This is a genomic window from Enterovibrio baiacu, from assembly GCF_004120195.1.
GTDB lineage: Bacteria > Pseudomonadota > Gammaproteobacteria > Enterobacterales > Vibrionaceae > Enterovibrio > Enterovibrio baiacui.
On record NZ_SCHN01000012.1, the window covers coordinates 42,911 to 67,929 of the forward strand.

Annotated in this window: 19 protein-coding genes; 6 read left to right on the top strand and 13 right to left on the bottom strand. The window is 50.0% G+C overall.

The annotated features are described in order from the left end of the window. Positions 1–49: 49 nt before the first annotated feature. Genes EQP46_RS13735 through pilM form a run of 5 tightly spaced genes read right to left on the bottom strand, consistent with a single transcriptional unit; the run spans position 50 to position 4,417 of the window. The gene (locus EQP46_RS13735; protein WP_129494212.1) at positions 50–1,795 is read right to left on the bottom strand and encodes a type IV pilus secretin PilQ; all 1,746 of its coding nucleotides are present in this window, start codon (positions 1,793–1,795) and stop codon (positions 50–52) included. After that, on the bottom strand, positions 1,792–2,322 hold the full coding sequence (locus tag EQP46_RS13740) for a pilus assembly protein PilP (protein WP_129494213.1): 531 nt from the start codon (positions 2,320–2,322) through the stop codon (positions 1,792–1,794). The genes EQP46_RS13735 and EQP46_RS13740 overlap by 4 nt, the downstream gene beginning before the upstream one ends. Continuing rightward, entirely contained in the window at positions 2,319–2,909 is a 591-nt protein-coding gene (locus EQP46_RS13745; protein WP_129494214.1) for a type IV pilus inner membrane component PilO, read from the bottom strand. The genes EQP46_RS13740 and EQP46_RS13745 overlap by 4 nt, the downstream gene beginning before the upstream one ends. After that, on the bottom strand, positions 2,902–3,489 hold the full coding sequence (locus tag EQP46_RS13750) for a PilN domain-containing protein (RefSeq protein WP_129494215.1): 588 nt from the start codon (positions 3,487–3,489) through the stop codon (positions 2,902–2,904). The genes EQP46_RS13745 and EQP46_RS13750 overlap by 8 nt, the downstream gene beginning before the upstream one ends. Further along, positions 3,473–4,417 (bottom strand): type IV pilus biogenesis protein PilM, encoded by a 945-nt coding sequence (pilM, locus tag EQP46_RS13755; RefSeq protein WP_129494216.1) that lies wholly within the window; start codon positions 4,415–4,417, stop codon positions 3,473–3,475. Before pilM ends, EQP46_RS13750 begins: the two co-directional genes overlap by 17 nt. A gap of 147 nt (positions 4,418–4,564) precedes the next feature. Here pilM and EQP46_RS13760 point away from each other — a divergent pair, with 147 nt between their 5' ends. Next, a complete protein-coding gene (locus EQP46_RS13760) occupies positions 4,565–7,075 on the top strand; it encodes a penicillin-binding protein 1A (RefSeq protein ID WP_129494217.1) in 2,511 nt (836 codons plus the stop codon). A gap of 106 nt (positions 7,076–7,181) precedes the next feature. Here EQP46_RS13760 and oxyR read toward each other — a convergent pair whose 3' ends face one another. Beyond that, positions 7,182–8,084: a DNA-binding transcriptional regulator OxyR gene (gene oxyR / locus EQP46_RS13765; RefSeq protein ID WP_129494218.1), complete on the bottom strand. Its 903-nt coding sequence runs from the start codon at positions 8,082–8,084 to the stop codon at positions 7,182–7,184. A 148-nt stretch (positions 8,085–8,232) separates the two neighbouring features. Here oxyR and EQP46_RS13770 point away from each other — a divergent pair, with 148 nt between their 5' ends. The 3 genes from EQP46_RS13770 to EQP46_RS13780 all read left to right on the top strand — a co-directional run bounded on the left by EQP46_RS13770 (position 8,233) and on the right by EQP46_RS13780 (position 10,991). Further along, positions 8,233–8,964 (top strand): glutathione peroxidase, encoded by a 732-nt coding sequence (locus EQP46_RS13770; RefSeq protein WP_129494219.1) that lies wholly within the window; start codon positions 8,233–8,235, stop codon positions 8,962–8,964. Between the two features lie 144 nt (positions 8,965–9,108). Beyond that, complete coding sequence (locus EQP46_RS13775; protein WP_129494220.1) at positions 9,109–10,560, top strand: dihydrolipoyl dehydrogenase; 1,452 nt, start codon at positions 9,109–9,111, stop codon at positions 10,558–10,560. 158 nt (positions 10,561–10,718) lie between these two features. Then, positions 10,719–10,991, top strand: a complete 273-nt coding sequence (locus tag EQP46_RS13780; protein WP_129494221.1) for a DUF3624 domain-containing protein — start codon at positions 10,719–10,721, stop codon at positions 10,989–10,991. Positions 10,992–11,039: 48 nt separating this feature from the next. On the opposite strand, the gene argH is transcribed toward EQP46_RS13780, so the two are convergent. The 4 genes from argH to argC all read right to left on the bottom strand — a co-directional run bounded on the left by argH (position 11,040) and on the right by argC (position 16,020). Next, on the bottom strand, positions 11,040–12,917 hold the full coding sequence (gene argH, locus EQP46_RS13785; RefSeq protein ID WP_129494222.1) for an argininosuccinate lyase: 1,878 nt from the start codon (positions 12,915–12,917) through the stop codon (positions 11,040–11,042). Positions 12,918–12,949: 32 nt separating this feature from the next. Next, positions 12,950–14,161 (bottom strand): argininosuccinate synthase, encoded by a 1,212-nt coding sequence (locus EQP46_RS13790; protein WP_129494223.1) that lies wholly within the window; start codon positions 14,159–14,161, stop codon positions 12,950–12,952. 61 nt (positions 14,162–14,222) lie between these two features. Beyond that, on the bottom strand, positions 14,223–15,002 hold the full coding sequence (gene argB, locus EQP46_RS13795; protein WP_129494224.1) for an acetylglutamate kinase: 780 nt from the start codon (positions 15,000–15,002) through the stop codon (positions 14,223–14,225). Positions 15,003–15,012: 10 nt separating this feature from the next. Continuing rightward, the gene (argC, locus tag EQP46_RS13800) at positions 15,013–16,020 is read right to left on the bottom strand and encodes an N-acetyl-gamma-glutamyl-phosphate reductase (RefSeq protein ID WP_129494225.1); all 1,008 of its coding nucleotides are present in this window, start codon (positions 16,018–16,020) and stop codon (positions 15,013–15,015) included. A 475-nt stretch (positions 16,021–16,495) separates the two neighbouring features. Between argC and ppc the strand changes: the two genes are divergently transcribed. Further along, positions 16,496–19,126 (top strand): phosphoenolpyruvate carboxylase, encoded by a 2,631-nt coding sequence (gene ppc / locus EQP46_RS13805; protein ID WP_129494226.1) that lies wholly within the window; start codon positions 16,496–16,498, stop codon positions 19,124–19,126. Between the two features lie 353 nt (positions 19,127–19,479). Next, positions 19,480–20,052, top strand: a complete 573-nt coding sequence (locus EQP46_RS13810) for a PadR family transcriptional regulator (protein WP_017009582.1) — start codon at positions 19,480–19,482, stop codon at positions 20,050–20,052. A 119-nt stretch (positions 20,053–20,171) separates the two neighbouring features. Here EQP46_RS13810 and metF read toward each other — a convergent pair whose 3' ends face one another. The 3 genes from metF to EQP46_RS13825 all read right to left on the bottom strand — a co-directional run bounded on the left by metF (position 20,172) and on the right by EQP46_RS13825 (position 24,905). Beyond that, positions 20,172–21,062 carry a methylenetetrahydrofolate reductase gene (gene metF, locus EQP46_RS13815; RefSeq protein WP_129494227.1) on the bottom strand — a complete coding sequence of 297 codons (891 nt, stop codon included), beginning with the start codon at positions 21,060–21,062 and terminating at the stop codon, positions 20,172–20,174. A gap of 238 nt (positions 21,063–21,300) precedes the next feature. Further along, positions 21,301–23,742 (bottom strand): bifunctional aspartate kinase/homoserine dehydrogenase II, encoded by a 2,442-nt coding sequence (locus EQP46_RS13820; RefSeq protein WP_129494228.1) that lies wholly within the window; start codon positions 23,740–23,742, stop codon positions 21,301–21,303. Continuing rightward, positions 23,742–24,905, bottom strand: coding sequence for an O-succinylhomoserine (thiol)-lyase (locus tag EQP46_RS13825; protein ID WP_129494229.1), 1,164 nt, complete (start codon positions 24,903–24,905; stop codon positions 23,742–23,744). Before EQP46_RS13825 ends, EQP46_RS13820 begins: the two co-directional genes overlap by 1 nt. Between the last annotated feature and the right edge of the window lie 114 nt (positions 24,906–25,019).

Consider the following 25,019-nt stretch of genomic DNA (forward strand, 5'->3'; position numbering starts at 1 on the left):
GAGGTCTTTTCCTTCAATTTAGGTTTTTAACCGCATGAAGCGTAAACACTTACTGGGTAACAATTCTTGGTGTAACAAAGATTAATAGCTCTCGTTTACCCATGGTTTCGTAGTTACGGCGGAAGAGTTGACCCAATCCAGGAATATCACCAAGCAATGGCACTTTATCCACGCCTTCCATCATTTCGTGCTGGTAAATACCACCGAGCACCACGGTTTCGCCATCATTAACCAGCACTTGCGTGCCGATTCGCTGTGTATTTATCGCCATGGCTTCACCCGTGCCGGCTTTCACTGTGCCTGCAGGTTTATCCTGGGTGACTTCCAAATCCAGCACCAATTTGCTGTCTGGCGTAATCTGTGGCGTCACTGCCAAGCTCAATACCGCTTTCTTAAATGACACTGCAGCAGCACCGCTCGACGACGCTTCAAGGTAAGGCAATTCAGTACCTTGCTCGATATACGCCGCGCGTTTGTTTGTTGTGAGCAGACGCGGGCTGGAGATGATTTCAGCACGAGACTCCGCTTGCAGCGCGGAAAGCTCAAGATCGAGCAACAAATCTTTACCCAGATTTGCGACTTGGAATGCAATGCTCGCTGCATTTGGGCTGGTTGCAGCCAAATTAACGTTAAGCATGTCATCAACATTCAGTGCATCTTGCTCGCCATCGCCGCCCATGTCGGTGCGATCAGAGTGCTGTAAGTTCCCTTCAATGCTGCCGCTGGTTGAGAAATTACCGTTTTGGTTACTTACCCCCCAACGCACACCAATTTCTTCCAATGTCCCTTCATCAACGGTCACGATACGCGCTTCGATCTCAACCTGATCAACAGGCACATCCAAGGTCTCAATCAGTGATTTTATGATCTCAATGTTGTCGGACAGATCTTTTATCACCAGTGCGTTAGTGCGGGGATCAAACGCCAAACTGCCTCGTTCAGACAACAAGCTGATACCTTCATCTTCGTCACCATCACCGCCGTCTAACAAGGTTTTCAGATCTTCCGCGTTAGCGTATTTAATCTGAATCACTTCAGAACGCAGTGACGCGAGCTCTCTTTCATGACGACGCTTCTCAAGCACCAAGCGTTCTTGTTCATCCAATTCAGCTTTAGGCGCGACTAACAAGATGTTGCCTGTTTTTCGCTTATCGAGCCCTTTCACTTTCAAGATGGTATCCAGTGCTTTCTGCCACGGCACATCATCAAGGCGCAAGGTTAAGCTACCGTCGACGCTGTCAGACACCACCAAATTGAAGCCATTGTGCTCGGCAACCATCTGCAAGACGGAACGCACAGGAATGTCTTGGAAGTTAATCGATATATGAGAGTTCCCTGATGCGGCTGTTTTTTTCTTCGTATTGCCCTTAACCACTGTGGCTTGCGGGGCAAGTTCAATGGTCAATATATTGTTGGTTTGATAATAGTCATAAGCAAAGTCATTTTGCGTCGCGATGTTTAGCCAAGCATCATCGTCGCGAGATTCAACCGCCATCGATAGCGCAGTTTTACTCAATCCTTGTAGGCTTTTTGAACCCACTAAGTTGTCAATCACCCGCGTATCTTTAAGGCTGATCTCTAAGCTTTGTTTGTTCTTTTTGAAATCGGTAACCACTGCATTGTCAGCCAAGGTCAATGAAAACAACGTACTGCCTTCTTCATTTTTGCTGACATCAATCTGCTGTAGCTCATTGGCTGCTATCGCAAAGGAAGAAAAGAAAAACAGTGACGCGACGCTTAGCACCAGCCCCCTTTTCCTTAGCTTGCCTTGGCATCCCTTCCTCAGGCTTTTCATTCTGTACCCTTATGTTTGTTATTAAGTGCCAATCTGACGTTTCTTACTTGCCAACACCCCAACCCATCAGGCAGGTGCTCTGTCAGCGATAGCGTTTGCTGACTGATGCTATCAACACGTCCGCGATTGCTGCCAAGCATGCGGCCAATGCCAACACGGTGAATACTGTTGTCCGGCGATGCCACCAGTGCCCAATAACTGCCAGGTGCGCCGATAACGCCTTTGAACGTCAAAGACGACAATTCAAAGCGTTCGAGAGGATCATTTGTCGGTAGACGTTCTGGTTGCCAGCAATCGCCTTTCGCCAACGCTTCTTCTTCCGCCGCCATGGGCAACACAAAAGGATCGGTTTTCACCGGCGGTGCAAATGCTAGCGGCGAGAAAGTTGGCTTAGGTGGTAAAGGCGTTGCAGTAACCTCAGCCGAAGCATAGGTCTTACTGATAAATCGCTCTAAGTCGTCATGGCCTTTGTCACTGCCACAACCGGAAAGCACTGCCGCCATCATCAACAGGGAGACACGTTTCATTGCGTTTCTCCTTGTCCGCCGATATAGCGATAGGTGTGAGCAGACACGGAGAACATCAACTCTCCCTTGTTGTCCTTTTGTCGTGACAGCTGAAAATCTTGCAGCGCAACAATGCGTGGCATTCTGGCGAGTGCTGCTGAGAAATTACCGATCTCGTGATAGGGCCCAGACAGCTCCATCTCTAAAGGCACTTGATAGAGCCATCCAACCTGTTTACCCGCCTTCCAATTCAAGGTTTCAAAATTCAAGTTAAACTGAAGCCCCGTATCGTTGATGCCAGCGAGTAACAGAGCAAGTTCATCTTCTGCCGGGAGTTGAAGCGCGAGGTGATCGTAGAAAGATTGCAGCTCATTGATCTGCTCTTCCACATTCGGCAAAGCCGCCACTTTTTCCGCTTTTATGCGAAACTGTGTCCGCAATAAGTTCTCTTCTTGCTTCGCGTTCGTCGCGTCATCCAGCAGTGGCATCACCAAAAAAAAGGCACCGGCCACAAGCGCCATGACAGAGAAGATACCCAGCAACACATGTTGTGCCATTGCTGACCATTCAGGGATCTCATCAAGTTCCCAATCACGCCAATCAGCCATTCTTCTTCGCCTCTATTGGTAAACTCGGAAGGATAAAACCCGCCAACTCAAACGTGGCACTGAATTGCTTTGCCACCATTTGGTCTTCGCTGGCGTTATTCACGATGGAGTGCATCTGAACATGCGTTGCGCCTTTGTGGGTTTCAAGCAGCGCTAACAACGTTGCCAATTGGGCATTGGACCGGCTGCGCCCTCTTAGCGTGACTTTTCCTGCTTTCAATGACACGTCGTCCAGCACGACCCCTTCCGGCGTGATTTCAGGTAATAAATTGAACAAGAGTATTGAGTTGTTTCTTTGCTGCTGGAGAGAATTCACCAACATCAAGCGTCGCTGAAGCTCTTCCCGCTCCACCGCTCTTTTTGAAAAACGTTGTAGTGTCTGATTCAAGGTGGTGATTTCTTGCTGAATGCGTGCATTCCGTGCCTCTTGACGCTCAATTTGCATATTGGCATACCACGACGCGCCACCGAGCAAGATGGCCACAGAGACAGCCGCCGCCCCCAAGTGATTGAAGAATGTGCGTCGTTGTTTGAGGCGACGCGTTTCTCGCCAAGGCAATAAGTTAATTGACTGTCGCATCTTCCATCCCGCGCAAAGCCAATCCAATGGCTGTCGTCCAAGTCGAAGGAGGTTCGTCCAACCCTTCAACCAATTTTTGTGTGAGTGACATCGTCATCAGAGGATTGAACGTGTCAACATGCCATGAGAGATGCGCTTCTAGGTGGAGCGCGTCCACATCGGAAAGCCCTTCCCCCGATAACACAAGGTTTGACACGTGCTTACCCGGAAATTGGGTCGCCGCAAGTTGATATTGTCGTTGGATGGTATCGGCAAGCGTTTCTGCGTAGCGATTACGCCCTAACAAAGAATCCGCCCCCAAACTCTCGTTAGGCAACGGCAACTCTCGGAAAAAGGGGTCGGAAAGGTTGTCACCTAGGCATATTTGCAGGCGCTCATGGCTGATATCGACAAACAGCTCAGTGCCCGTTGCTTCACCTTTCTCGCTGTGATGTTGATGAAGCCGCATGAGTGCATGCGCTTGAAGCTCTATCACAGACAATTCAAAACCGGCTTCTGACAAGGCATCAAGGGAATCTTTCAGTGCCACTTTCCGACACGCATACACCTCAACGCCATCGCCATTGGGGAGCACGCGATAGTCGTAAAGAAGCTCATCCATAGGCAGGCCAAGGCTTTCAGCCAACATCATGCCTACCTGAATGTACTGTTCGTTTTCGGGTAAATCGGTTGGAACGGCGATCCTTTTGAGGACGACTTTGCTCTGTGGCACACCTAACACTTGCTGAGAAGGCCATTGCCAAGGTGTTTTAATTTCTTTGCGAAGTCTCTTTTTTAGAAGACGCAAAGCATCCGTCAGAGAATTACCGCCATACTTTTCTGATACCAAAGCATTCACGCGATATGCATCGCCATGCTTTTGAATAAATGCAGCTCTGACAGCATGCGTACCAAACTCGATACCTAATGCCGTGGTTTGACCAAACATCTGAAATGACACCTTCTTAAAAGTCAGCATCAAGTAACTTTTTTGAAAGTTCTCTCAGCAGGTTCGATATTTTTTGTTCAGTTATCTTTATACTAGCGACACTAATCTATTGAACAGCTCGACAAAAAACGTTACGGGAAATATCTAGTGAAGTTCATTAAGCGACTGCTTATCCTTGCAATAATTTGCATATTACTTGGAGTGGGTACAATTTTCGGGTTCTACCTTTACGTCAAGCCAGAGCTACCCGATGTAGCCACGCTGAAAGACGTAGAACTCCAAACCCCAATGCAAATTTACAGTGCGGATGGAAAACTCATCTCTCAGTTTGGCGAGAAGCGTCGAATTCCAGTCACCTACGATGAGATCCCACAAGATCTGATCGACGCGCTGATTGCCACCGAAGACAGCCGCTTTTATGAGCACCCAGGTATCGACCCAATTGGTATCACGCGAGCTGCACTCGTCGTCGCCATGTCTGGCTCAGCGAAACAAGGCGCCAGTACCATCACGCAACAACTTGCGCGTAATTTCTTCCTTTCTAACGAAAAGAAAATAATGCGTAAAATCAAAGAGATATTTATTGCGATCCACATCGAGCAACTTCTTTCCAAGCCGGAGATAATGGAGCTTTATGTCAATAAGATCTTCTTGGGATACCGCTCTTACGGCTTTGGTGCTGCCGCACGTGTTTACTTCGGAAAAAGCCTCGACCAGCTCACGCTAAGTGAGATTGCAACGCTAGCAGGTATGCCGAAAGCGCCGTCTACAATGAACCCGATTTACTCGGTTGATCGCGCAACAACGCGCCGCAACGTCGTGCTCGGGCGTATGTTGAGCGAAGGCTACATTACCCGTTCTGAATACGAACAAGCGAAAAACGAAACTATCCAGTCCCGTTACCACGGCGCTGAAATCGAGCTGAATGCCCCTTACGTGGCTGAGTTGGCGCGTTCTTGGGCGGTAGAAAAATACGGTGAAGGCGTTTACGAATCAGGCATGAAGGTTTACACCACGGTCGATTCTCGTCTTCAAAATGCCGCGCAGCATGCTGCTATTTCTAACCTCCTGTCTTATGACCAACGCCACGGCTATCGCGGTGCGGTCGCGACATTGTGGGGAGAGAAGAGCGCAGCGTGGGATGCCGATAAAATCCAAGCACACCTGAAAAAGCAACCTAGCTACGGCGAGTTAAAGCCAGCAGTTGTTGTTAAGGTCGAAGAGAAAACCGCAAACGTTGAATTGCAAACAGGCGAGGTGGTGACGCTTCCTTGGGACGGCATTAAATGGGCACGTCGTTATGTTACAGATACACGTCAAGGCCGCGCGCCGAAACGTGCTGGTGATGTATTGAATGCTGGCGAGCAAATCTGGGTCCAGCAAATCGGCGAAGATTGGCACCTAAGCCAAGTGCCAGATGCAAACACTGCGATGGTCGCTATGTCACCAGAAAACGGCGCTGTGAAAGCCTTGGTTGGTGGGTTTAACTTCGTCCACAGCAAATTCAACCGTGCAACCCAATCTGTCCGTCAGGTGGGTTCAGGTATCAAGCCCTTTATCTATTCTGCGGCCATTGATCAGGGCATGACGCTGGCGACACTCGTGAACGATGCGCCAATCAACCGCTGGGATTCGAGCCAAGGCACCGCATGGCGTCCTAAGAACTCGCCACCAACGTACACAGGCCCAACACGTGTGCGTATCGGTCTTGCGCAATCTAAGAACGTCATGGCCGTGCGTGTGCTTCGTCGAGTCGGCCTTGATGAATCCATCGATTTTCTGACGCGCTTTGGCTTTAAACGTAACGATTTGCCACGCTCTGAAACCTTGGCATTGGGTGCGGGCAGCTTGACGCCGATGGAAGTTGCACAAGGCTACAGTGTGTTTGCTAATGGCGGTTACTACCTCAAGCCGTACTACATCAGCAAAGTGGATGACCCATTTGGCGAACCGCTTTTTGTTGCGAATCCACAAACCATTTGCCGTGAAAATTGCGATGCCGCGGTGAGCAAGCGAGATTCAGACAACCTTCAGGAAGAAGAAAGCCTGCTTGATCAAACCGCAGACATGGAAAACGAACCGTCGTTTGCACCGCAAGTGATCAGCGAACAAAACGCATTCCTTGTCCGCGAAATGCTTGAAGCCAACATCTGGGGCGGCGGCAGCTGGCGCAATGGAACAGGCTGGAACGGTACGGGATGGCGTGCGCAAAAGCCGCTAAATCGACGCGATATCGGTGGTAAGACAGGCACCACCAACGATTCGAAAGATGCGTGGTATTCGGGCTTCGCCCCAGGTTTGGTTGCAACGGTTTGGGTGGGCTTTGATGACCACTCACGTAACCTAGGTCGCACCTCAAACAACGCAAACCTTGGCAAAGAGCAAATTGCGGGCGCAGAAGCAGGCGCTAAAACCGCCCAACCTGCGTGGATTGATTTTATGGTTGATGCGGTCGCCGATGTGCCGGAACAACGTAAAGTCACGCCGTCAGGAATTGTGAAAGTCCGTATTGACCGTGCCACGGGTTTGCTTACCCGCAAAACCGACGGCAGCTCGATGTTCGAGTACTTCGAGAAAGGCTCTGAACCGAAAGATTACGTCTCTGCGGCAGCAAGCAGCGGCAACATCTACGAGAGCGAAGGCGAAGAGTTGTTCTAAGCCCTCTCTGAGTTAAAAAGCAAAAAGGCGCTCTCCAGCGCCTTTTTCGTTTCTGCTATATCTGCATTGATGCGAGATACATTTACAAACCTATACAGACAGCCACCTAAGCCGCGTTACAGTGCGCGCTCATGGTTTCGCTAATGATGCTGGCAAGCTTCTCATAGCGCGCTCTTAGCGGCGAACCTGGGCGGTAATCCAGCGTAATCAGACGCTGAGGCTCAGGGTCTACCGCTTTAATGTACACCACACCATCTCGACGCAGCGTGTCTGGCACAGAAAGCTTCGGCAATAAGGTAATGCCGGTTTCTGCTGCCACCATGTTTCTCAACGTTTCTAAGCTCGTTGCTCTGAATCGTAAATCTTCATGCGCACCGGCGGCAAAACAAAAGCCCATCGCTTGGTCACGCAAACAATGCCCATCCGCCAGCATCAGCAAGGTTTCACCTTGCAACTTTGGCATTGGGATTTCCGCTTCATCTGCCCAGCGGTGACTTTCAGGCACGGCTAGGATCATCGGCTCATGGTAAAGCGGGATCTCTTTGAAGTGCTCCGTTTCGCGCACTGACGCGAGGATCACACAGTCCAATTTTCCCTCTTCCAACTGCTGAACCAATTGGTGGGTTTGTGCTTCATGGAGGAAAAGCTCTAACTCCGGGAAGGCTTGCTTGAGGGCCGGCACAATGTGTGGCAACAAATATGGCCCCACCGTTGGAATAAAGCCGATATGCAGTGGGCCAGACATGTCTTCGCCCTGTTGGCTCGCCATTTCCGTCAACACTTTCACTTCCATCAGGATCTTCTGCGCTTGTTTAACCAGCGACATGCCCGCATCGGTAAACAGGACTTTACGGCTAGTGCGTTCAAGTAATACCACGCCTAACTCATCTTCCAGTTTACGAATTTGTCCACTGAGAGTAGGTTGACTGACAAAGCAAGCCTCTGCGGCTTTTCTAAAATGCTGGTGCTCTGATAGCGCCACCAGATACTCAAGATCGCGAATGTTCACTGCTTGCTCCATTGATAGATTTTACTTATTGAAATGATAAACCCAATCAATTAGAACTATCCAGTCTTAAAATACTAATATAGCTACATCAACCGGGAACACCGGATTTAGAAAACAACTTAAAGAATAATATCCAAGGGGTAACAACATGGAATTTGTAAATAAAGAAGGTCAAAACGTACCAAGCGTTACTTTCCCAACCCGTCAAGGTGACGCATGGGTAAACGTGACCACGCAAGAACTGTTCGCAGGCAAAACCGTTGTGGTTTTCAGCCTACCAGGCGCATTCACACCAACATGTTCTTCTAGCCACTTGCCACGCTACAACGAACTGTTCCCAGTATTCCAAGAGTACGGCGTAGACGAAGTACTTTGTGTATCTGTTAACGACACCTTCGTAATGAACGCATGGAAAGCTGACCAAGAAGCAGAAAACATCCGATTCATCCCAGACGGCAACGGTGATTTCACCCGCGGTATGGGCATGGCAGTGCCGAAGAACGACATTGGTTTCGGCGAGCGTTCATGGCGTTACAGCATGCTGGTGAAAGACGGCGTGGTTGAGAAAATGTTCATCGAGCCAAACGAGCCAGGCGACCCGTTCAAAGTGTCTGATGCCGACACCATGCTGAACTTCTTGGCACCGAACCACAAACTGCAAGAATCAATTACAGTATTCAGCAAACCAGGTTGCCCATTCTGTGCGAAAGCGAAGCAACTTCTGATTGATAACAAGCTACAGTTCGAAGAAGTGATTTTGGGTCAGGATGCCACCACTGTAAGCCTACGCGCTGTAACAGGCCGCGCTACAGTACCGCAAGTCTTCATCGGCGGTAAGCACATCGGTGGTAGCGAAGAGCTAGAAGCTTACCTCGCTTAATCCTCCAAACAGGGCGGCAATCGCCGCCCTGGTTTCCCAATCAATCGTTTAATACACACCTTCTACCCACATGACAAGGCTGCGGTGGCTGACTTTCTGCACCTTAAATTTGGGAAAAATAATGCGTTCGTCTGGAGTAATAACATGAAAACCCTAAACGTTGATGTGGCAATCATTGGTGGTGGTACCGCAGGTCTCGGTGCGTATCGTGCAGCAAAAGCCCATGCTGACAATGTCGTCATGATTGAAGGCGGCCCTTACGGCACAACCTGTGCGCGTGTTGGTTGCATGCCATCAAAACTGCTCATTGCCGCTGCTGAAGCTGTTCACCACATTGAAAAAGCGCCAGGTTTTGGTATTCATCCTCAAGGCGAGATCCTTATCAATGGCCGCGAAGTCATGGACCGTGTAAAACGCGAACGTGACCGCTTCGTAGGCTTTGTATTGGAAGGTGTCGATGACATCCCTGCGGAAGACAAAATCGCAGGTTATGCCAAATTCATTGATAACAACACGTTAGTTGTCGACGACCACACCCGCATTGAAGCAAAACGCATTGTTATTGCAACAGGCTCGCGCCCTGCATGGCCAGCACCTTGGAATGATTTGGGTGACCGACTGATCGTGAATGACGATGTGTTTGATTGGGATGACCTTCCAAGCTCAGTTGCGGTCTTTGGACCGGGTGTTATCGGCTTAGAGCTCGGCCAATCACTGAAACGACTGGGTGTCGACGTGGTGATGTTTGGTGTTGGCGGCCAAGTGGGTCCGCTAACAGACCCAACGGTCATGGCATATGCGGATAAGACCTTTAACGAAGAATTCTATTTAGACCCAGACGCGAAAGTCGAAGAAATGGTGCGCGAAGGCGATAAAGTCCACATTCGCTACATCGACAAGCAGGGTGAAACCCAACGCATCGCCGTTGATTATGTATTGGCAGCAACAGGCCGTCGTCCGAATGTCGACAAGCTCGACATCGAAAACACCGGCATGGAACTCGATGCCCGCGGTGTGCCGACCGCCGACCCGTACACCATGCAAACCAGCGTTGCGTCTATTTTCGTCGCGGGTGATGCCAGCAACCAATTGCCGTTGCTGCATGAAGCCGCAGACCAAGGTCGAATCGCCGGTGATAACGCGGGCCGTTTTCCTGACATTCGCGCAGGACTGCGTCGCAGCAAGATCTCAGCGGTGTTCTCTGACCCTCAAATCGCGATGGTCGGTGAAACCTATAAAGAAATCACAACACGCTTAGGGACGTGTGGGTGCTTTGAAACGGGTACCGTCTCTTTCGAAGGCCAAGGCCGCTCACGTGTGATGCTGAGAAACAAAGGTGTATTGAACGTCTATGGCGAACAAGGCACTGGCCGTTTCTTAGGTGCAGAAATGATGGGCCCGAACGCTGAGCACCTTGCACACCTGCTTGCTTGGGCGCACCAAAACAAAATGACCATTTCGCAGATGCTAGACATGCCATTCTACCATCCCGTGATTGAAGAAGGTGTCCGCACCGCCCTTCGAGACCTAAATGCCAAGCTGCACTTAGGCCCTGAAATGATTAAACACTGCTTGGATTGCGGTCCAGGCTGTTAATTCACCACCCCTTGCCAACACTACATAGTGTTTTTGCCCTTCGCTTGCGAGGGGCTTTTTTTATGGCGAGGATTTGATCCCTCGTATTGCGAGAAACTCAACAACTGATTATCTTTAGGAACATCAACCCAAGCCCCACATAGCCTTAGAGAATGCCGATGAGTTGCCGCTACTGTAAAGACCCCGCGATATCTCTCAGCGCCAAACTGGGCCGTTGTAAGCGCTGCATGCTGCAACTCACAGTGATGAATGTGGTGCTTTGGCCAATATGGTTGGTCGGGTTCAGTGAAACCCCAACATCTGTCGAATCCATTTCTCTCTTGTTTGCCGCAGGTGCAAGTGCTGGCTTACTCGCATTGCACCTCATTGTCATGCCCTTTCGAAAACCGTTACCTGAAAAAGAAAAAACCGGCACAGGGCCGGTTCAGTAATTCTTCTTTTTCACACGCTTATTGCGCTACTCGCTAAGCGAACTGCGATTACGCGACGTTAGATTTTGCAATCAAACGATCTTGGTCATAAGTGAATTCAAGTGCCACTTCATCACACGCATGCAAGCGAGGACAACGGTCACAGTCTTTCATGACCTTCTCTGGCAACAAAGATTTCGACGTTGGAATGAAGCCCATTCGCATGAAGAACTCAGGCACACGGGTTAACACAAACACCTTCTTAATGGCCATGTTGCCGGCTTTTTTCAGCAAGTGTTCGACAATCGCACTGCCCTGTCCTTGATGCTGCCAACCGGCTTCCACACCCAGTGAGCGCACTTCAGCAAGACCGGAGTCGTACACATACAAAGAGGCACAACCCGTAACTTCCCCTTGGTGCTCTGCAACCGCAAACGAACCAATATCACGCACCAATTCGTTGCGTTCACGCGGCAGGTTTTCACCCAAGCCCGCCCAGTACACCACCATGCCTTCAATGGCATCCAAGTCGGTCAAGCGTGCGCCACGCACTTTCACGCGTGGAGAGTAACGTTTTTCCAAACGCTTCTCGGCCTGACTGATGGCAAATTCCACCTGATTCGGCGCAACACCACCAAGGGCACAACGCTTATCAAGGCAGGATTCAATGGTCAGAATCGGGTAAACATCTTCGTCAATCACCGAAGAGAATTGCTTCATCTCTTCCAGTGACAGCTCTTCCAATGCACAGCCTTTTTCGATTGCTGCGACAACAGCAACGCCCACAATATGGTGAGCTTCTCGGAAAGGAATGCCCTTGGCTACCAAGTAGTCCGCAAGCTCTGTGGCGTTTGAGTAGCCCTGCATTGCCGCCTCAAGCGTACGATCTTTGTTGATTTTGATGCCGTCAAAACACAGCGCCGCCATTTCCAAGCAGTCATGCCATGTGTCTAACGCGTCAAACAGGCCTTCTTTGTCTTCTTGCATGTCTTTGTTGTAGGCAAGCGGCAAGGCTTTCACTGTCATCATCATCGCAGACATTGCACCGTAAACACGGCCAGTCTTACCACGAATCAATTCAAGCGCATCGGGGTTTTTCTTCTGTGGCATCAAGGAGGAACCCGACGTCACTGTGTCTGCCAACTCAACGAAGTTTGATTCGCCCGAGTTATAGAAGATCAGATCTTCTGCCATGCGTGACAAGTGGAGCATGGACACAGATGCCACTGACATCAGCTCCATCACATGGTCACGGTCAGAGACCGAATCTAAGCTGTTGCGGGTCGCACGACGGAAGCCCAAGCTGTGCGCGAGTGCTTCACGATCAATAGGGTATGCCGTTCCCGCCAATGCACCAGAGCCCAATGGGCAGGTATCAAGACGGTTAAGTGCATCACTCAAACGCGAGTAGTCACGTTCAAGCATTTCCACATAGGCCAAACACCAATGTGCAAATGTCACAGGCTGCGCACGTTGTAAGTGGGTGTAACCCGGCAACACCGTGTTTTGGTGCACAGACGCAACCTGCACCATTTGGTTTTGTAGCTTATCAAGAGAAAGGAGAAGCTGTTGACCCTGCTGGCGACACCACAGTTTCAGATCTGTCGCGACCTGATCGTTACGCGAACGTCCGGTGTGAAGCTTCTTCCCTAAATCGCCTACGCGTGCGATCAGTTGTTGCTCCACCCAACTATGGATATCTTCTGCATCAGAGCGAAGAATCTGCTCTGGATCTTCCATCACGGCCAACTTTAGCTCGTTCAATGCGAGCTCAAGACGCTGCTGCTCTACCTCGGTGAGAACACCGACCGAGCGCAGCGCTTTAGACCAAGCGATAGAGCCAATGATGTCTTGCTCCGCGAGGCGATAGTCAAAACGCAACGAATCGTTGAATTGCTTAAATCGAATGTCGGCTGCTTGACTAAACCTTCCGCCCCATAACGCCATATTTCCGTCTCCTTACCCTTATTGCTTCCTGTCTATTTTTGTTTTTTTTCGTTTAGCGCGCGAATGCGGCTCGACAGCGAGTAAAGACGGATAAAGCCACCAGCATGGCTGTGGTCGTAAACATCATCTTCACCGAAGGTAGCAAACTCTTCCGAATACAAGCTGTTAAGCGAACGCTTCTGCACTACTGTAGCTTGTCCTTTGTACAGTTTCACCACAACTTCACCCGTGACGGACTCAGCCAGAGAATCTGCGGCAGCTAGAATAGATTTGCAAAGCGGCGTAAACCAGCGGCCATCATAAATGAGATGCGACGCTTTTAGGCCTAATTCTTCACGGAATTCGAAACAATCTTTGTCCAGTACCAATTGTTCAACACCACGAAGCGCTTCCATCATGATGGTGCCGCCCGGGGTTTCATAACAACCGCGAGACTTCATGCCAACCAGACGGTTTTCAACGATGTCGATACGGCCAACACCGTGACGCGCACCTTTTTCGTTCAAGGTCGTCAGTACTTGGTACGGCGACATTTTCTCGCCATCAACCGCAACCACTTCACCTTTCTCTACCAACAGAGACACGGTTTCAGCTTGGTCTGGTGCTTGCTCTGGATCGACCGTCCACACCCAGCAAAGCTCGTTTGGTTGGTTCCACGTGTCTTCAAGTACGCCGCCTTCGGTTGAGATGTGCCATGCGTTTGCATCACGGCTGTAGATTTTCTCAAGGCTTGCAGTACAAGGAATGTTGCGCTCTGCAAGGTAATCCAGCAGCGCTTCACGGCTACGTAGATCCCACTCACGCCAAGGCGCAACCACTTTAAGTTGTGGTGCCAGTGCCGCGAATGCACTTTCAAAACGTACTTGGTCGTTACCTTTACCCGTACAACCGTGACACAGTGCATCAGCACCCACTTCCAATGCACACTCAACTTGCGCCTTCGCGATGATTGGACGCGCCATTGACGTACCTAGCAGGTACTTACCTTCGTAAACAGCACCGGTCTTTAGGCTTGGGTAGATGTACTCCGCCACCATTTCTTCTTTCAGGTCAGCGATGTAACACGCTGATGCACCTGATGCCAACGCCTTCTCTTCAATGCCAACCAGCTCTTCTTCGCCCTGGCCTACATCGGCAACGAACGCGATAACTTCACAGTCATAGTTTTCTTTAAGCCATGGAATGATTGCCGACGTATCAAGACCGCCAGAATATGCGAGTACGACTTTGTTAATGTTGCTCATGTTACTTCTCCTTGTGTGCCGCTCTGACGGTCAGTACAGGCGGTCAACTTCAGTAATGTGTTTAAAGGGTAAAACGGGTGCCAATGCTGTTGCCGCTGAATAACTCGGCCAGCTTATCGGGGTAACGCCAGCTCGCCACTTCAATCGGGCGACCCAGTGCTTCAGCAGCTTCAAACGCCGCTTTTACCTTCACGATCATGCCATCAGTAATGACACCGCTTTCAATCAGTTCGTTTGCCAACGCCACATCAAGCGTTGGCATCAATTTACCTTTGCCGTTCAAAACGCCACTGACGTCTGACAGCAAGACCAATTCCGCATCTAACGCAGCCGCTACCGCTACCGCAGCTTGGTCAGCGTTCACGTTCATCAGTTGTCCGTTATCATCCAAGCCAATTGAGCTAATGATAGGCACACAACCTGTCGCTAAAATCGCCTGCAATAATGCAGAGTTTCCTGGTGCTGCTTTACCCACACACCCCAATTCAGGATCCAGCTGTGTGATTTGACAAAGGCCACCATCTGCAAGGCTCAAGCCCGCCGCATTAATGCCGCTTCTTACCGCTTGGCCCTGTAGCAATTTATTTGCTGTTCCCGCAAGTGCACCGGCAACCACGTTAATCTGATCGCTTGGCGTGACACGCAGGCCTTGTTTCTTTTCGACTTTCAGGTTGAGGCCATTCATGAGCTCATCAACCAAGTAGCCACCACCATGAACCACCACCAAATCACGGTGCGCTGATTCTTTATATTCACTGATGGCATTGAACAGTTTCTCGAGCGTTTCTTCACAAGAAAGCGCTGCACCGCCTAGCTTTACTACCAAAGGACGTAAACTCATCACCACTCTCCTAAACGATCGCCGTAAGAGGCGCAAAGCCGAAACGAATGTTTATGCACTGCATCGCTTGGCTTGCAGCACCTTTTAATAGATTGTCGATCGCCGAGGTAAGCACCACGTGCTGCCCTTTCACAGACCAGCCAATGTCGCAAAAGCCTGTGTTTTGAACAGATTGCAGTTTTGCACTTTGGCCGGCACCGAGTGGACGAACCAAAGGTTGGTCAGCATACGCTCCCTCAAGTGCTTGTGTTACCGCACTTTCATCCACGCCATCAGCCAGCTTTGCCGTGATGGTCGCTAGGATACCGCGTTTGAAGTTGCCAAGGTGCGGCGTAAAGATAACTTCTCGACCAAGATGCGCAGAAATCTCAGGTTGGTGACGGTGTGTGAACACGCCATACGCATGCAGACTCACTTCGCAAAAGCTGTTGGTCATTGACGCTTTGCGGCCTGCACCAGATACCCCACTCACTGCACTAATGACGGGCCACTGAACTTCATCAAGTAACCCTGCATCGATAAGCGGTTTTAATGCCAATTGAGAAGCCGTTGGATAGCACCCCGGTACTGCAATCAAATCTGCCGATGCAATGGCATCTGCATTCCATTCAGCAAGGCCGTAAGCCGCTTGATCGAGCAACTCTGGGAAGGTGTGGGCAAAGCCATAATAAGTGGTATAGAAATCATCGGACTTCACACGGAATGCACCAGACAGGTCGAAGACTTTACAACCCTGCGCGAGGAACGAGGCCGCCAGATCATGGCTCACTTCGTGGGCGGTCGCTAACAACACGACGTCCGCATTTTTTGCAATAGTATCAACGTCTACCAAAGGCTGTAGCGGCAAATCAATCAGCCCTTTCAACTGACCATGGAGATCGCTGATAGGTGTGTTGGCATCGGCACTGTTCTTCGATACGTATAACCCAGCTAACTCAAGCTCTGGGTGTAGATGGACCATCTTGGTCAGCTCGGCACCGGTATAGCCACTAGCGCCGACAATCACAGTCTTTAACATGGAAAATCCGTTTATATAATCGGTAGAGAATTGTTGTGTTTCAGCTCGCTCAGCTGCGGGAGGGGTGCGCGTCACCCGGCGTTAAATTAACGTCGGCGTCGTCGTAGAAGAAGAGGGGTCTGTGAGTAATAATCCATCATCGTATCGTACCTTTTCACTGCATCCGTGAGCGAATTTTTTAATTGTTATTCATTTAATATGAATTTATATGTGCTTTTTATCGTGATAAGTGACTAATGTCAACTCTTTGTACAAACAAAAAACACAAAGGCTGGATGCAACGCAAATTCGGCGTTTTTCGCCACTTTCAGTTGTAATTTTGTTACATCTCGCTGTATGCCTTGCTATCGCTGGGATGAACGACAAAAAGTCGACAATTCAACACATGGATGATTGACCTTAGGTGCGTATATTGGCTAGATTGAGTGACTATGATTGCAATTTGGATGTAACAAAGTTACGAAACGGATGCCTTATGAATGACAAGTACGACGCGCTAAAAAGCAACGTCAGCATGCTTGGTCACTTGCTGGGAAACACCATCAAGGATGCCCACGGTGACGAATTGCTGGCAAAGGTAGAAGAGATCCGTAAGCTCTCTAAATCTGCCTCTGCAGGAAACGACGAAGATCATGCAAAACTGATCGACGTGCTTCAAAGCCTACCGAACGATCAGCTTCTTCCTGTTGCTCGCGCTTTTAGTCAGTTCTTGAACTTGACCAACATCGCAGAACAATACCACTCAGTCTCTCGCCACTGCGAAGAAACCGTCTGCAGCCCAGATGCACTGGACGGACTATTCCAACGCCTAAAAGGTAGCGACATTTCTCCTGCCGACACAGAGAAAGCGATTGATGACCTAAAAATAGAGTTGGTATTGACGGCGCACCCAACGGAAATTGCTCGTCGTACAACCATTCATAAGCTCGTACAAATCAACAAATGCCTTTCCAAACTAGAGTTGGGTGACATTTCTTACAGCGAGCGCAATAAAACAGAACTTCGCCTTGAGCAGCTTATCGCGCAGGCTTGGCACTCTGACGTTATTCGCCAACAACGCCCAACGCCGCTTGATGAAGCTAAATGGGGCTATGCGGTTATCGAAAACAGCTTGTGGCAAGCGGTGCCTGAGTTCCTTCGTCAATTCGACCTCAAGCTTAAAAGCCACATTGGCCGTGGCCTGTCTGTCGATGCATCACCGATTCAGATTTCAAGCTGGATGGGCGGTGACCGCGACGGTAACCCATTCGTCACCTCTGACGTGACCCGTGAAGTGTTGCTTCTTTCCCGTTGGAAAGCGGCAGACCTTTATCTAACAGACATTCAAGAACTCATCAGCGAATTGTCGATGACCCGTTGTAATGACGTGGTTCGCGCAATGGCAGGTGACGAGCACGAACCGTACCGCGCGATTTTGAAATCTCTGCGTAAAACACTGACCAACTCCCTTGATTACCTCGATGCGAAAATCAAAGGTCAGCGCGCAGAAGATAAAGACATCCTGACGCACATTGACCAGCTTTGGACGCCTCTTCACGCGTGTTACCAATCGCTGCACGAGTGCGGCATGGGCATCATCGCTGATGGTTTGCTACTTGATACGCTTCGCCGTATTCAATGTTTTGGCGTTAACCTTATCAAGCTGGATATCCGCCAAGAAAGCACCCGTCATGCTGACGCGCTGTCTGAAATCACCCGTTGCCTAGGCATGGGCGATTACAGCCAATGGAGCGAGCAAGACAAACAAGCCTTCTTGATCCGCGAGCTTAGCTCGAAGCGCCCTCTTCTTCCGCGTAACTGGGAACCGTCTGACGACGTACAAGAAGTCCTTGATACCTGCCGCGTAGTGGCACAACAGCCACGTGAAGCATTGGGCTCATACGTGATCTCTATGGCGCGCACCGCCTCAGACGTACTTGCGGTTCACCTTCTGCTTAAAGAAGCAGGTTGTCAGTTCCGCATGGATGTCTGTCCATTGTTCGAAACCCTAGAGGATTTGAACAACGCTGAATCCGTGATCAATCAACTGCTGAGCATTGATTGGTACCGCGGCTTTATCCAAAACTTCCAAATGGTCATGATCGGCTACTCAGACTCTGCGAAAGATGCAGGTGTGATGGCGGCAGGCTGGGCGCAATACAAAGCCATGGAAGCATTGGTTAGCGTCTGTGAAAAGGCTGGCGTTGATTTGGTGCTGTTCCACGGTCGCGGCGGTTCAATTGGTCGTGGCGGTGCACCTGCGCACGCAGCATTGCTGTCACAACCACCACGCAGCTTGAAGGGCGGCCTTCGCGTGACAGAACAAGGTGAGATGATTCGCTTCAAACTGGGTCTACCAGATGTGGCGACAAACAGCCTCAACCTTTACGCAAGTGCGATCCTCGAAGCAAACTTACTACCACCACCAGAGCCAAAACAAGAATGGCGTGATCTGATGGAAACCTTGAGCGAAGTGTCATGCGAAGCATACCGTGACATCGTTCGTGGTCATTCTCAGTTCGTTCCTTACTTCCGCTCAGCCACACCAGAGCTAGAGCTTGGTAAACTGCCTTTGGGTTCGCGTCCTGCAAAACGTAATCCAACGGGCGGCGTTGAAAGCCTACGTGCCATTCCTTGGATTTTCGCATGGAGCCAAAACCGTCTTCTATTACCTGCATGGCTAGGTGCGGGACAGGCAATTCAATTCTCTATCGATCATGGCCACCTCAAGCAGCTTGAAGAGATGTGTAGTGAATGGCCATTCTTCTCAACGCGCCTTGGCATGTTGGAAATGGTCTTCACCAAAACCAGCCCTTCTATCTCGAAGTACTACGATGAGAAATTGGTTGATAAAGAGCTTTGGTCTTTGGGTGAGCAATTGCGTGAACGCCTAAACCAAGACATCAAAGCGGTGTTGATGGTAGAAAACAGCGATCACCTGATGGCGCAAAACCCTTGGGGTGCAGAAGCCATTCGCCTGCGTAACATCTACGTTGAACCATTGAACATGCTTCAGGCCGAACTGCTTTGCCGTACACGCGCGACGGAAGGTGAAACCGCCGCATTGGACGATGCACTGATGGTGACCATCGCAGGTATCGCAGCAGGTATGCGCAATACTGGATAAATGAGAAATTGTTCCAAAAATAAGAAAGGCTGCATTCTTGCAGCCTTTTTTATTTTCCGTGCGTCTTTTTCCATTGTTGTCGCATTGATAATGTTATTAATATGTTGAAGTGCTTAGACGATGTGCATACATAGCGCATCGCATGGCCGCGACGACGGTAAATAACCGTTCTAATTCCCACGTACTATGTCTTTTTCAGTATCCGCACCATTTTTGGATACGACGTTGGCAAGGGGCATGGCGAGGGTAATTGGATACGTTTCGATCCGCCCAGTTTTGTGGAATAAACAAACTCGCCAAAGAGCGACATCCCAGGGCACCGGATCGTCTTTTTATGATTTTGGATAGAAGAGATGTCACTACCACACGTAATTCTCACGGTACTAAGTCACCGGGATGCTACTGGTTACGATATAACCAAAGAGTTTTCTAACGCCATCGGTCAATTCTGGAAAGCCAGCCACCAGCAAGTGTATCGCGAACTTAATAAGCTCGCAGATATGGGCGCTGTTAGCTGCAAACTCGAACCTCAAGACGGCAAACCTGATCGCAAAGTCTATTCCATCACGGACATCGGCAGACAAAGTTTGTATGAGTGGTTCTTGTTACCCGCTAAACACCCAACTGACCGCGATGAAGTGTCTGCAAAGCTTCTGACTTGCAGCCTTTTTGAACCCGCACCTATGATTCAACATATGCATGCATTGATCGATGAGTCGCGCCTCCAGCTAAGCCAATATCGCGATCTGGAAAAGAATCACTACGCTGATTCTGCGCTTCTAACGCGAGATGGACGCCTTGAGCGCCTGACGCTACGTCGAAACATTTTGCGTAAGGAAGCTTGGTTAACGTGGGCTGAAGAAGTATTGATTGAACTAAACGCCATGGAAGCCTCTGTGCTAGAACCTAAGTTGGCCATGCGTTAAGTCATATTCACTACCCACAAAAAAAACCGTCGTTATCGACGGTTTTTCTTTTTCTGCAGTCCACCCAAAGTATTCATTCGGGCCAGCCTTCTTTAATTCGATGTATTGCTGAGCGGGTATTAACCTTTTGGACGAACACCTAAGGTGTGGCAAAGCGCATAGGTATGTTCAGCACGGTTCAGCGTGTAAAAGTGGAAATCCTTCACCCCTTCTCGGCTTAGCACGCGGATCATATCAATCGCTTGGCTTGCACCCACCATTTGGCGTGTAACCGGATCATCATCAAGGCCTTCAAACTGGTTCGCCATCCAACCAGGGATGCGCACGTTTGTCATGTTTGCAAAGCGTGAGGCTTGCTTGAAGTTGGACACTGGCAAAATGCCCGGGATGATTTCTACGTCAATGCCCGCCGCTGCGCAGCGGTCGCGGAAACGCAGGTAGCTTTCAACATCAAAAAAGAATTGGGTAATTGCACGGTTTGCACCTGCATCCACTTTGCGTTTTAGGTTAATCAAATCCGCCTGTGCACTGCGCGCTTCAGGGTGTACTTCTGGGTAGGCCGCCACTGAAATATCAAAGTCAGCTTCGCCTTTTAGCAATTCCACCAAATCTGCCGCATACATATCAGGCTTGGCGCTTTTTTCTGGCAAGTCACCACGCAATGCGACGATATGGCGAATACCACTGTCCCAATAATCACGTGCAATGGCTTTCAATTCATCACGGCTTGCGTCGATACACGTCAGGTGCGGCGCAGCTTCAATGCCGGTTTCTTGTTTAATGCTTTTTACGATGGAATGCGTACGGTCACGCTCGCCGGAGTTTGCGCCGTAAGTAACAGAAACGAACTTTGGTTGCAGTGTTTTTAAGCGTTGAACAGATGCCCAGAGGGTTTGTTCCATGCTTTCAGAGCTTGGCGGGAAGAATTCAAACGATACGTTGATGTCGCCGTTCAAATCGGTAAGATTTTGATTCAATGCGTCTAAATGACTGGCGTGTGAGTATCCCATACTGTCTCCCTGACTCGGCTACACAGCCGATAATTCCTTATGACGAACTTCCATTTAGCCGTCTATATGTCTAGATGATGTCTTGCGAACATATCAAAGTCAACTTGGTTTAGTTGAATTTTCTTCATGTTGATCATCATGATTTTTCAAAAAGAAAAAAGCGGAGGGGCTAACCTCCGCTTTTATGCTTGATCCTTATCGCCATTTAAACCTTGTTCTGCAACAAGTTTAAAGTCCGCTAAAGCAAAGACGCGATTCGGTTCAAATCTGATAGCAATGCACCGGCGGTAACGTCTCGCCCTGCGCCAGGGCCTCGGATCACCAAAGGGTTCTCTCGATACCATTGGCTCTCAATCGCGAAGATATTGTCACACGGCAACAAGTTCGCCAGAGGATGCTCGTCAGAAACCACCTCTAAGCCAACACGCGCCTTTCCATCACGCGTGAAACGCGCGACATAACGAAGGACACCCTTTTCTTTTTTTGCATCTTCTAGCCACTCAGACAGCGTGCTGTCCAATGCTTGGCTTTGATCAAAAAATGCATCAAGCGACAAATCCATCAATGCGTCAGGCACCAGTGATTGCACGCGCACTTGCTCTGGTTCAATCGTTAGCCCGGATTCGCGTGCCAAAATCACCAGTTTACGCATCACATCAGCACCGCTGAGATCTTCACGTGGATCAGGTTCTGTTAATCCTTGCTGCCACGCTTGCTCAAGCAAGTCACTGAACGCCACTTCACCGTTGTATTGCTGGAATAGCCAAGACAAGGTGCCAGAGAAGATGCCGGATAAGGCGATGATTTGATCGCCACTCTCGCGCAGATCTCGAACGGTATGGTTCACAGGAAGCCCTGCGCCTACCGTCGCGTTATACAGCCAATGGCGGCCTGTTTTCGCAAACGCGTCTTGTACCCTGTGGTATTCCGTCCCACTGGCAGAACCCGCGACTTTATTCGCAGACACAAGGTGGAAACCGTGCTCCGCCAATTCAGGGTACTGCTTCGACAACGTCGCACTGGCGGTTACATCCAGCACAACAACGTCGTCATACGGGTGGTTGAGCAATTGAGAGAGCCAATCGCTGTCTTGATACGGCGCTGAATGCTCTGTGAATGCATCCATCACAGTCGCCGGATCGATACCATTGAAATCAATCCACTGGCTGCCACTGTCGAGGACAGAGATCAGCTCGAAGTTCATGCCGTGACGCTTTTCCAATGCGGCTTTTTGCTCAGCAAACAAATTCAACCAACGACTACCAATGTTGCCTTTACCTAACAGCACAAGGCCAATACGACGCTGTGCTTGAAACAGCGCGCGGTGAATCCCTGCCACCAATGCACCCGTGTTTGCTTTGCGCAGCAATGCCGCGATGCTCAGGCCATTTTTAGATTCACTGATAAACTCTATCGGCTGCTCGCGAAGCTGCTGATAAAATCCGTGGCAGTGAACAGGGTTCCCCGTGACCCCCGCCCCCACGGCAGCCACCAGACTGAACCCTTCGCGCAAACGGATCTCAGCAGGAATACCGGCATTTTGCAGTTGCTCTAACACGCTATTGACCACTTCTGAGGTGTAAGCGAGTTGAATCCGGTGCTGATCTTCACTGGCGGATGTCGCCAGTGGTTGCAATTGATTACGTGTCAGCAAGCGTTCTAAATCTAAACGGGCGATTTCAAAATCGTGCGAACGCGGGACATCCAATTGCAACAAGCACACATCATCCAGTGATGTGATGATTTTCGCGCCGCGGCCAGAAGCCAATACGCGCTCAATGCGTGTAGAGCCAGATTCCGGTTCGTAGCTACAACGAAGGTTCAAGTCGATACAACTTTGCGCGACAGGTTGTAGCGTTCGCGTGTGCATCACAGGCGCAGCAAGGCGCGCCAATTCTGCTGCTTCATCAAGGCGAAGCAAAGGCAGTAAGCAGGCGTCAGTAACGACACGAGGGTCCGCGCTATAAACGCCGGCCACATCGCTCCAAATCGTCACGCGGTTTACATCCGCCAACGCACCAATCAAGGTGGCGGAGTAATCGGACCCATTGCGTCCAAGTAACACGGTTTCACCCGCACGGTTTTGCGCCATGAATCCGGTGATCACCACACGGTGGTGGTTGTGCTGCACCAACTGCTCTTTAAGCAGCGGCCAAGAGCTTGCGCGATCCACTTCCGGTTGCGCGGCACGCTCTGCACGCAAAAAAGAGCGCGAGTCCATGCTGACAGACGGCATACCCATTTGAGTAAGCAGTGCGGGTAAAAGGCGTGAAGACCATACTTCACCAAACCCTTGAGCCCATGCACGTTGCGCCTCAGTTAAACGTGCTTCAGCCGCTTGTGCCAATACGCTGAAATCTTCATAAAGCGCATCGACCAAGGCTTGCTTCGCATCACCTTCAATCAAGTTTTCAATCAAATCTTGCTGATATTTACGCAAGCTTTGCAGGCTTTCATGCGCAAGACGGCCATCTTTCTCTAGAAGGCCTAACCATTCGATTAGACGATTGGTGGTTTTACCTGCAGCAGAAACCACGACCAAGTCGTCTTCACCGCTGTATTGCTCGAGAATACGAGCCACGCGACGAAAACACGCTGGGTCGGCAAGGCTACTGCCACCAAATTTGTGTAACTGGCGGGACAGCGAATGCTGTGGGGGGACTACTTCAACCGCGCTCATTACTGATTCTCTCTCACTGTGTCGAATGCATATTTCAGGTCAGCGACCAAGTCGTTATGATCCTCTAGACCGATAGACAAACGCAATAGGGTTGCGGCGATACCCGCTTCCGCCTGCGCTTCATCAGACATGGCTCTGTGCGTCATCGAACCAGGGTGAGTCACGAGACTCTCCACACCGCCGAGTGATTCTGCCAACGTGAATAGCTTAAGGGAGCGAAGGAAAAGTTTCAGCTCACTTTCGTTCCCTTCGAGCTCAAAGCTCAACATACCACCAAAACCTGTTTGTTGTTTCTTCGCAATCTCATGGCCAGGGTGTTCTGGCAGCGATGGATGGTAGATAACACGCACCAATGGCTCACTTTGTAAGAAGGCCAGAATCTCTGCGCTGTTTTCTTCATGCTGGCGCATTCTCGCGCTCAAAGTACGTAATCCACGCAGCGTCATGTAGCTATCAAACGCATTGCCTGTTGCGCCGATACAGTTGCCCCACCATTTCAGTTCGTCAGCCAAGGTCTGGTCTTTGGCAACGACAACACCGCCAACGGTATCAGAGTGACCGTTGATGAACTTCGTGGTGGAGTGAACAACAAAGTCAGCGCCTAAGTTAAGTGGCTTTTGAAGCATTGGAGATAAGAAGGTGTTATCCACGCCGACCCACGCGCCCACCGCGTGAGCTTGTTGGCAAATTGCTTGCACATCGACCACGCGTAGAAGTGGGTTTGATGGGGTTTCAATCCATACCAGTTTCGGGCTCTTCGCAAGCGCAGATGCCAAGGCCGCTTCATCCGATTGATCAACAAATTCAATCTTGAATGCCCCTTTTCTCGCGCGCGAATCAAACAGACGATACGTGCCACCGTAGCAATCGTGCGGCGCAACAATCAGATCGTCTGGTCCTAATAAAGACAACACCAAATTAATGGCAGACATGCCGCAGTTCGTTACTACTGCACCCGCGCCATTTTCTAAATCACAAAGCGCTGTCTCTAGCAGGTTTCGTGTGGGGTTGCCGCCACGCGCATAGTCGTAGGTTGGCACTTCCCCAAACTCAGGGAATTCGTAATTAGTAGAAAGATAGATAGGAGGAACCACTGACTGGTATTGTGAATCTGTAGTGATACCAGTGCGGACGGCGATGGTGGCTGACTTCTTGTCGCTCATAGGTGCTTCCCTGTAAAAAATGCGTGCGGAATATGTTTGAATTATGTTCAACCTTAAACATTCGAGACTAAGACGTCAACACTTCTAGACGTCTATATGTCTTTACATGTAGCG

Coding starts and splice junctions, on each gene's coding strand:
- EQP46_RS13735 (WP_129494212.1), bottom strand. CDS start 1,795: ATGAAAAGCCTGAGGAAGGGATGCCAAGGCAAGCTAAGGAAAAGGGGG.
- EQP46_RS13740 (WP_129494213.1), bottom strand. CDS start 2,322: ATGAAACGTGTCTCCCTGTTGATGATGGCGGCAGTGCTTTCCGGTTGT.
- EQP46_RS13745 (WP_129494214.1), bottom strand. CDS start 2,909: ATGGCTGATTGGCGTGATTGGGAACTTGATGAGATCCCTGAATGGTCA.
- EQP46_RS13750 (WP_129494215.1), bottom strand. CDS start 3,489: ATGCGACAGTCAATTAACTTATTGCCTTGGCGAGAAACGCGTCGCCTC.
- pilM (WP_129494216.1), bottom strand. CDS start 4,417: ATGTTTGGTCAAACCACGGCATTAGGTATCGAGTTTGGTACGCATGCT.
- EQP46_RS13770 (WP_129494219.1), top strand. CDS start 8,233: ATGGAATTTGTAAATAAAGAAGGTCAAAACGTACCAAGCGTTACTTTC.
- EQP46_RS13775 (WP_129494220.1), top strand. CDS start 9,109: ATGAAAACCCTAAACGTTGATGTGGCAATCATTGGTGGTGGTACCGCA.
- EQP46_RS13780 (WP_129494221.1), top strand. CDS start 10,719: ATGAGTTGCCGCTACTGTAAAGACCCCGCGATATCTCTCAGCGCCAAA.
- argH (WP_129494222.1), bottom strand. CDS start 12,917: ATGGCGTTATGGGGCGGAAGGTTTAGTCAAGCAGCCGACATTCGATTT.
- EQP46_RS13790 (WP_129494223.1), bottom strand. CDS start 14,161: ATGAGCAACATTAACAAAGTCGTACTCGCATATTCTGGCGGTCTTGAT.
- argB (WP_129494224.1), bottom strand. CDS start 15,002: ATGAGTTTACGTCCTTTGGTAGTAAAGCTAGGCGGTGCAGCGCTTTCT.
- argC (WP_129494225.1), bottom strand. CDS start 16,020: ATGTTAAAGACTGTGATTGTCGGCGCTAGTGGCTATACCGGTGCCGAG.
- ppc (WP_129494226.1), top strand. CDS start 16,496: ATGAATGACAAGTACGACGCGCTAAAAAGCAACGTCAGCATGCTTGGT.
- EQP46_RS13810 (WP_017009582.1), top strand. CDS start 19,480: ATGTCACTACCACACGTAATTCTCACGGTACTAAGTCACCGGGATGCT.
- metF (WP_129494227.1), bottom strand. CDS start 21,062: ATGGGATACTCACACGCCAGTCATTTAGACGCATTGAATCAAAATCTT.
- EQP46_RS13820 (WP_129494228.1), bottom strand. CDS start 23,742: ATGAGCGCGGTTGAAGTAGTCCCCCCACAGCATTCGCTGTCCCGCCAG.
- EQP46_RS13825 (WP_129494229.1), bottom strand. CDS start 24,905: ATGAGCGACAAGAAGTCAGCCACCATCGCCGTCCGCACTGGTATCACT.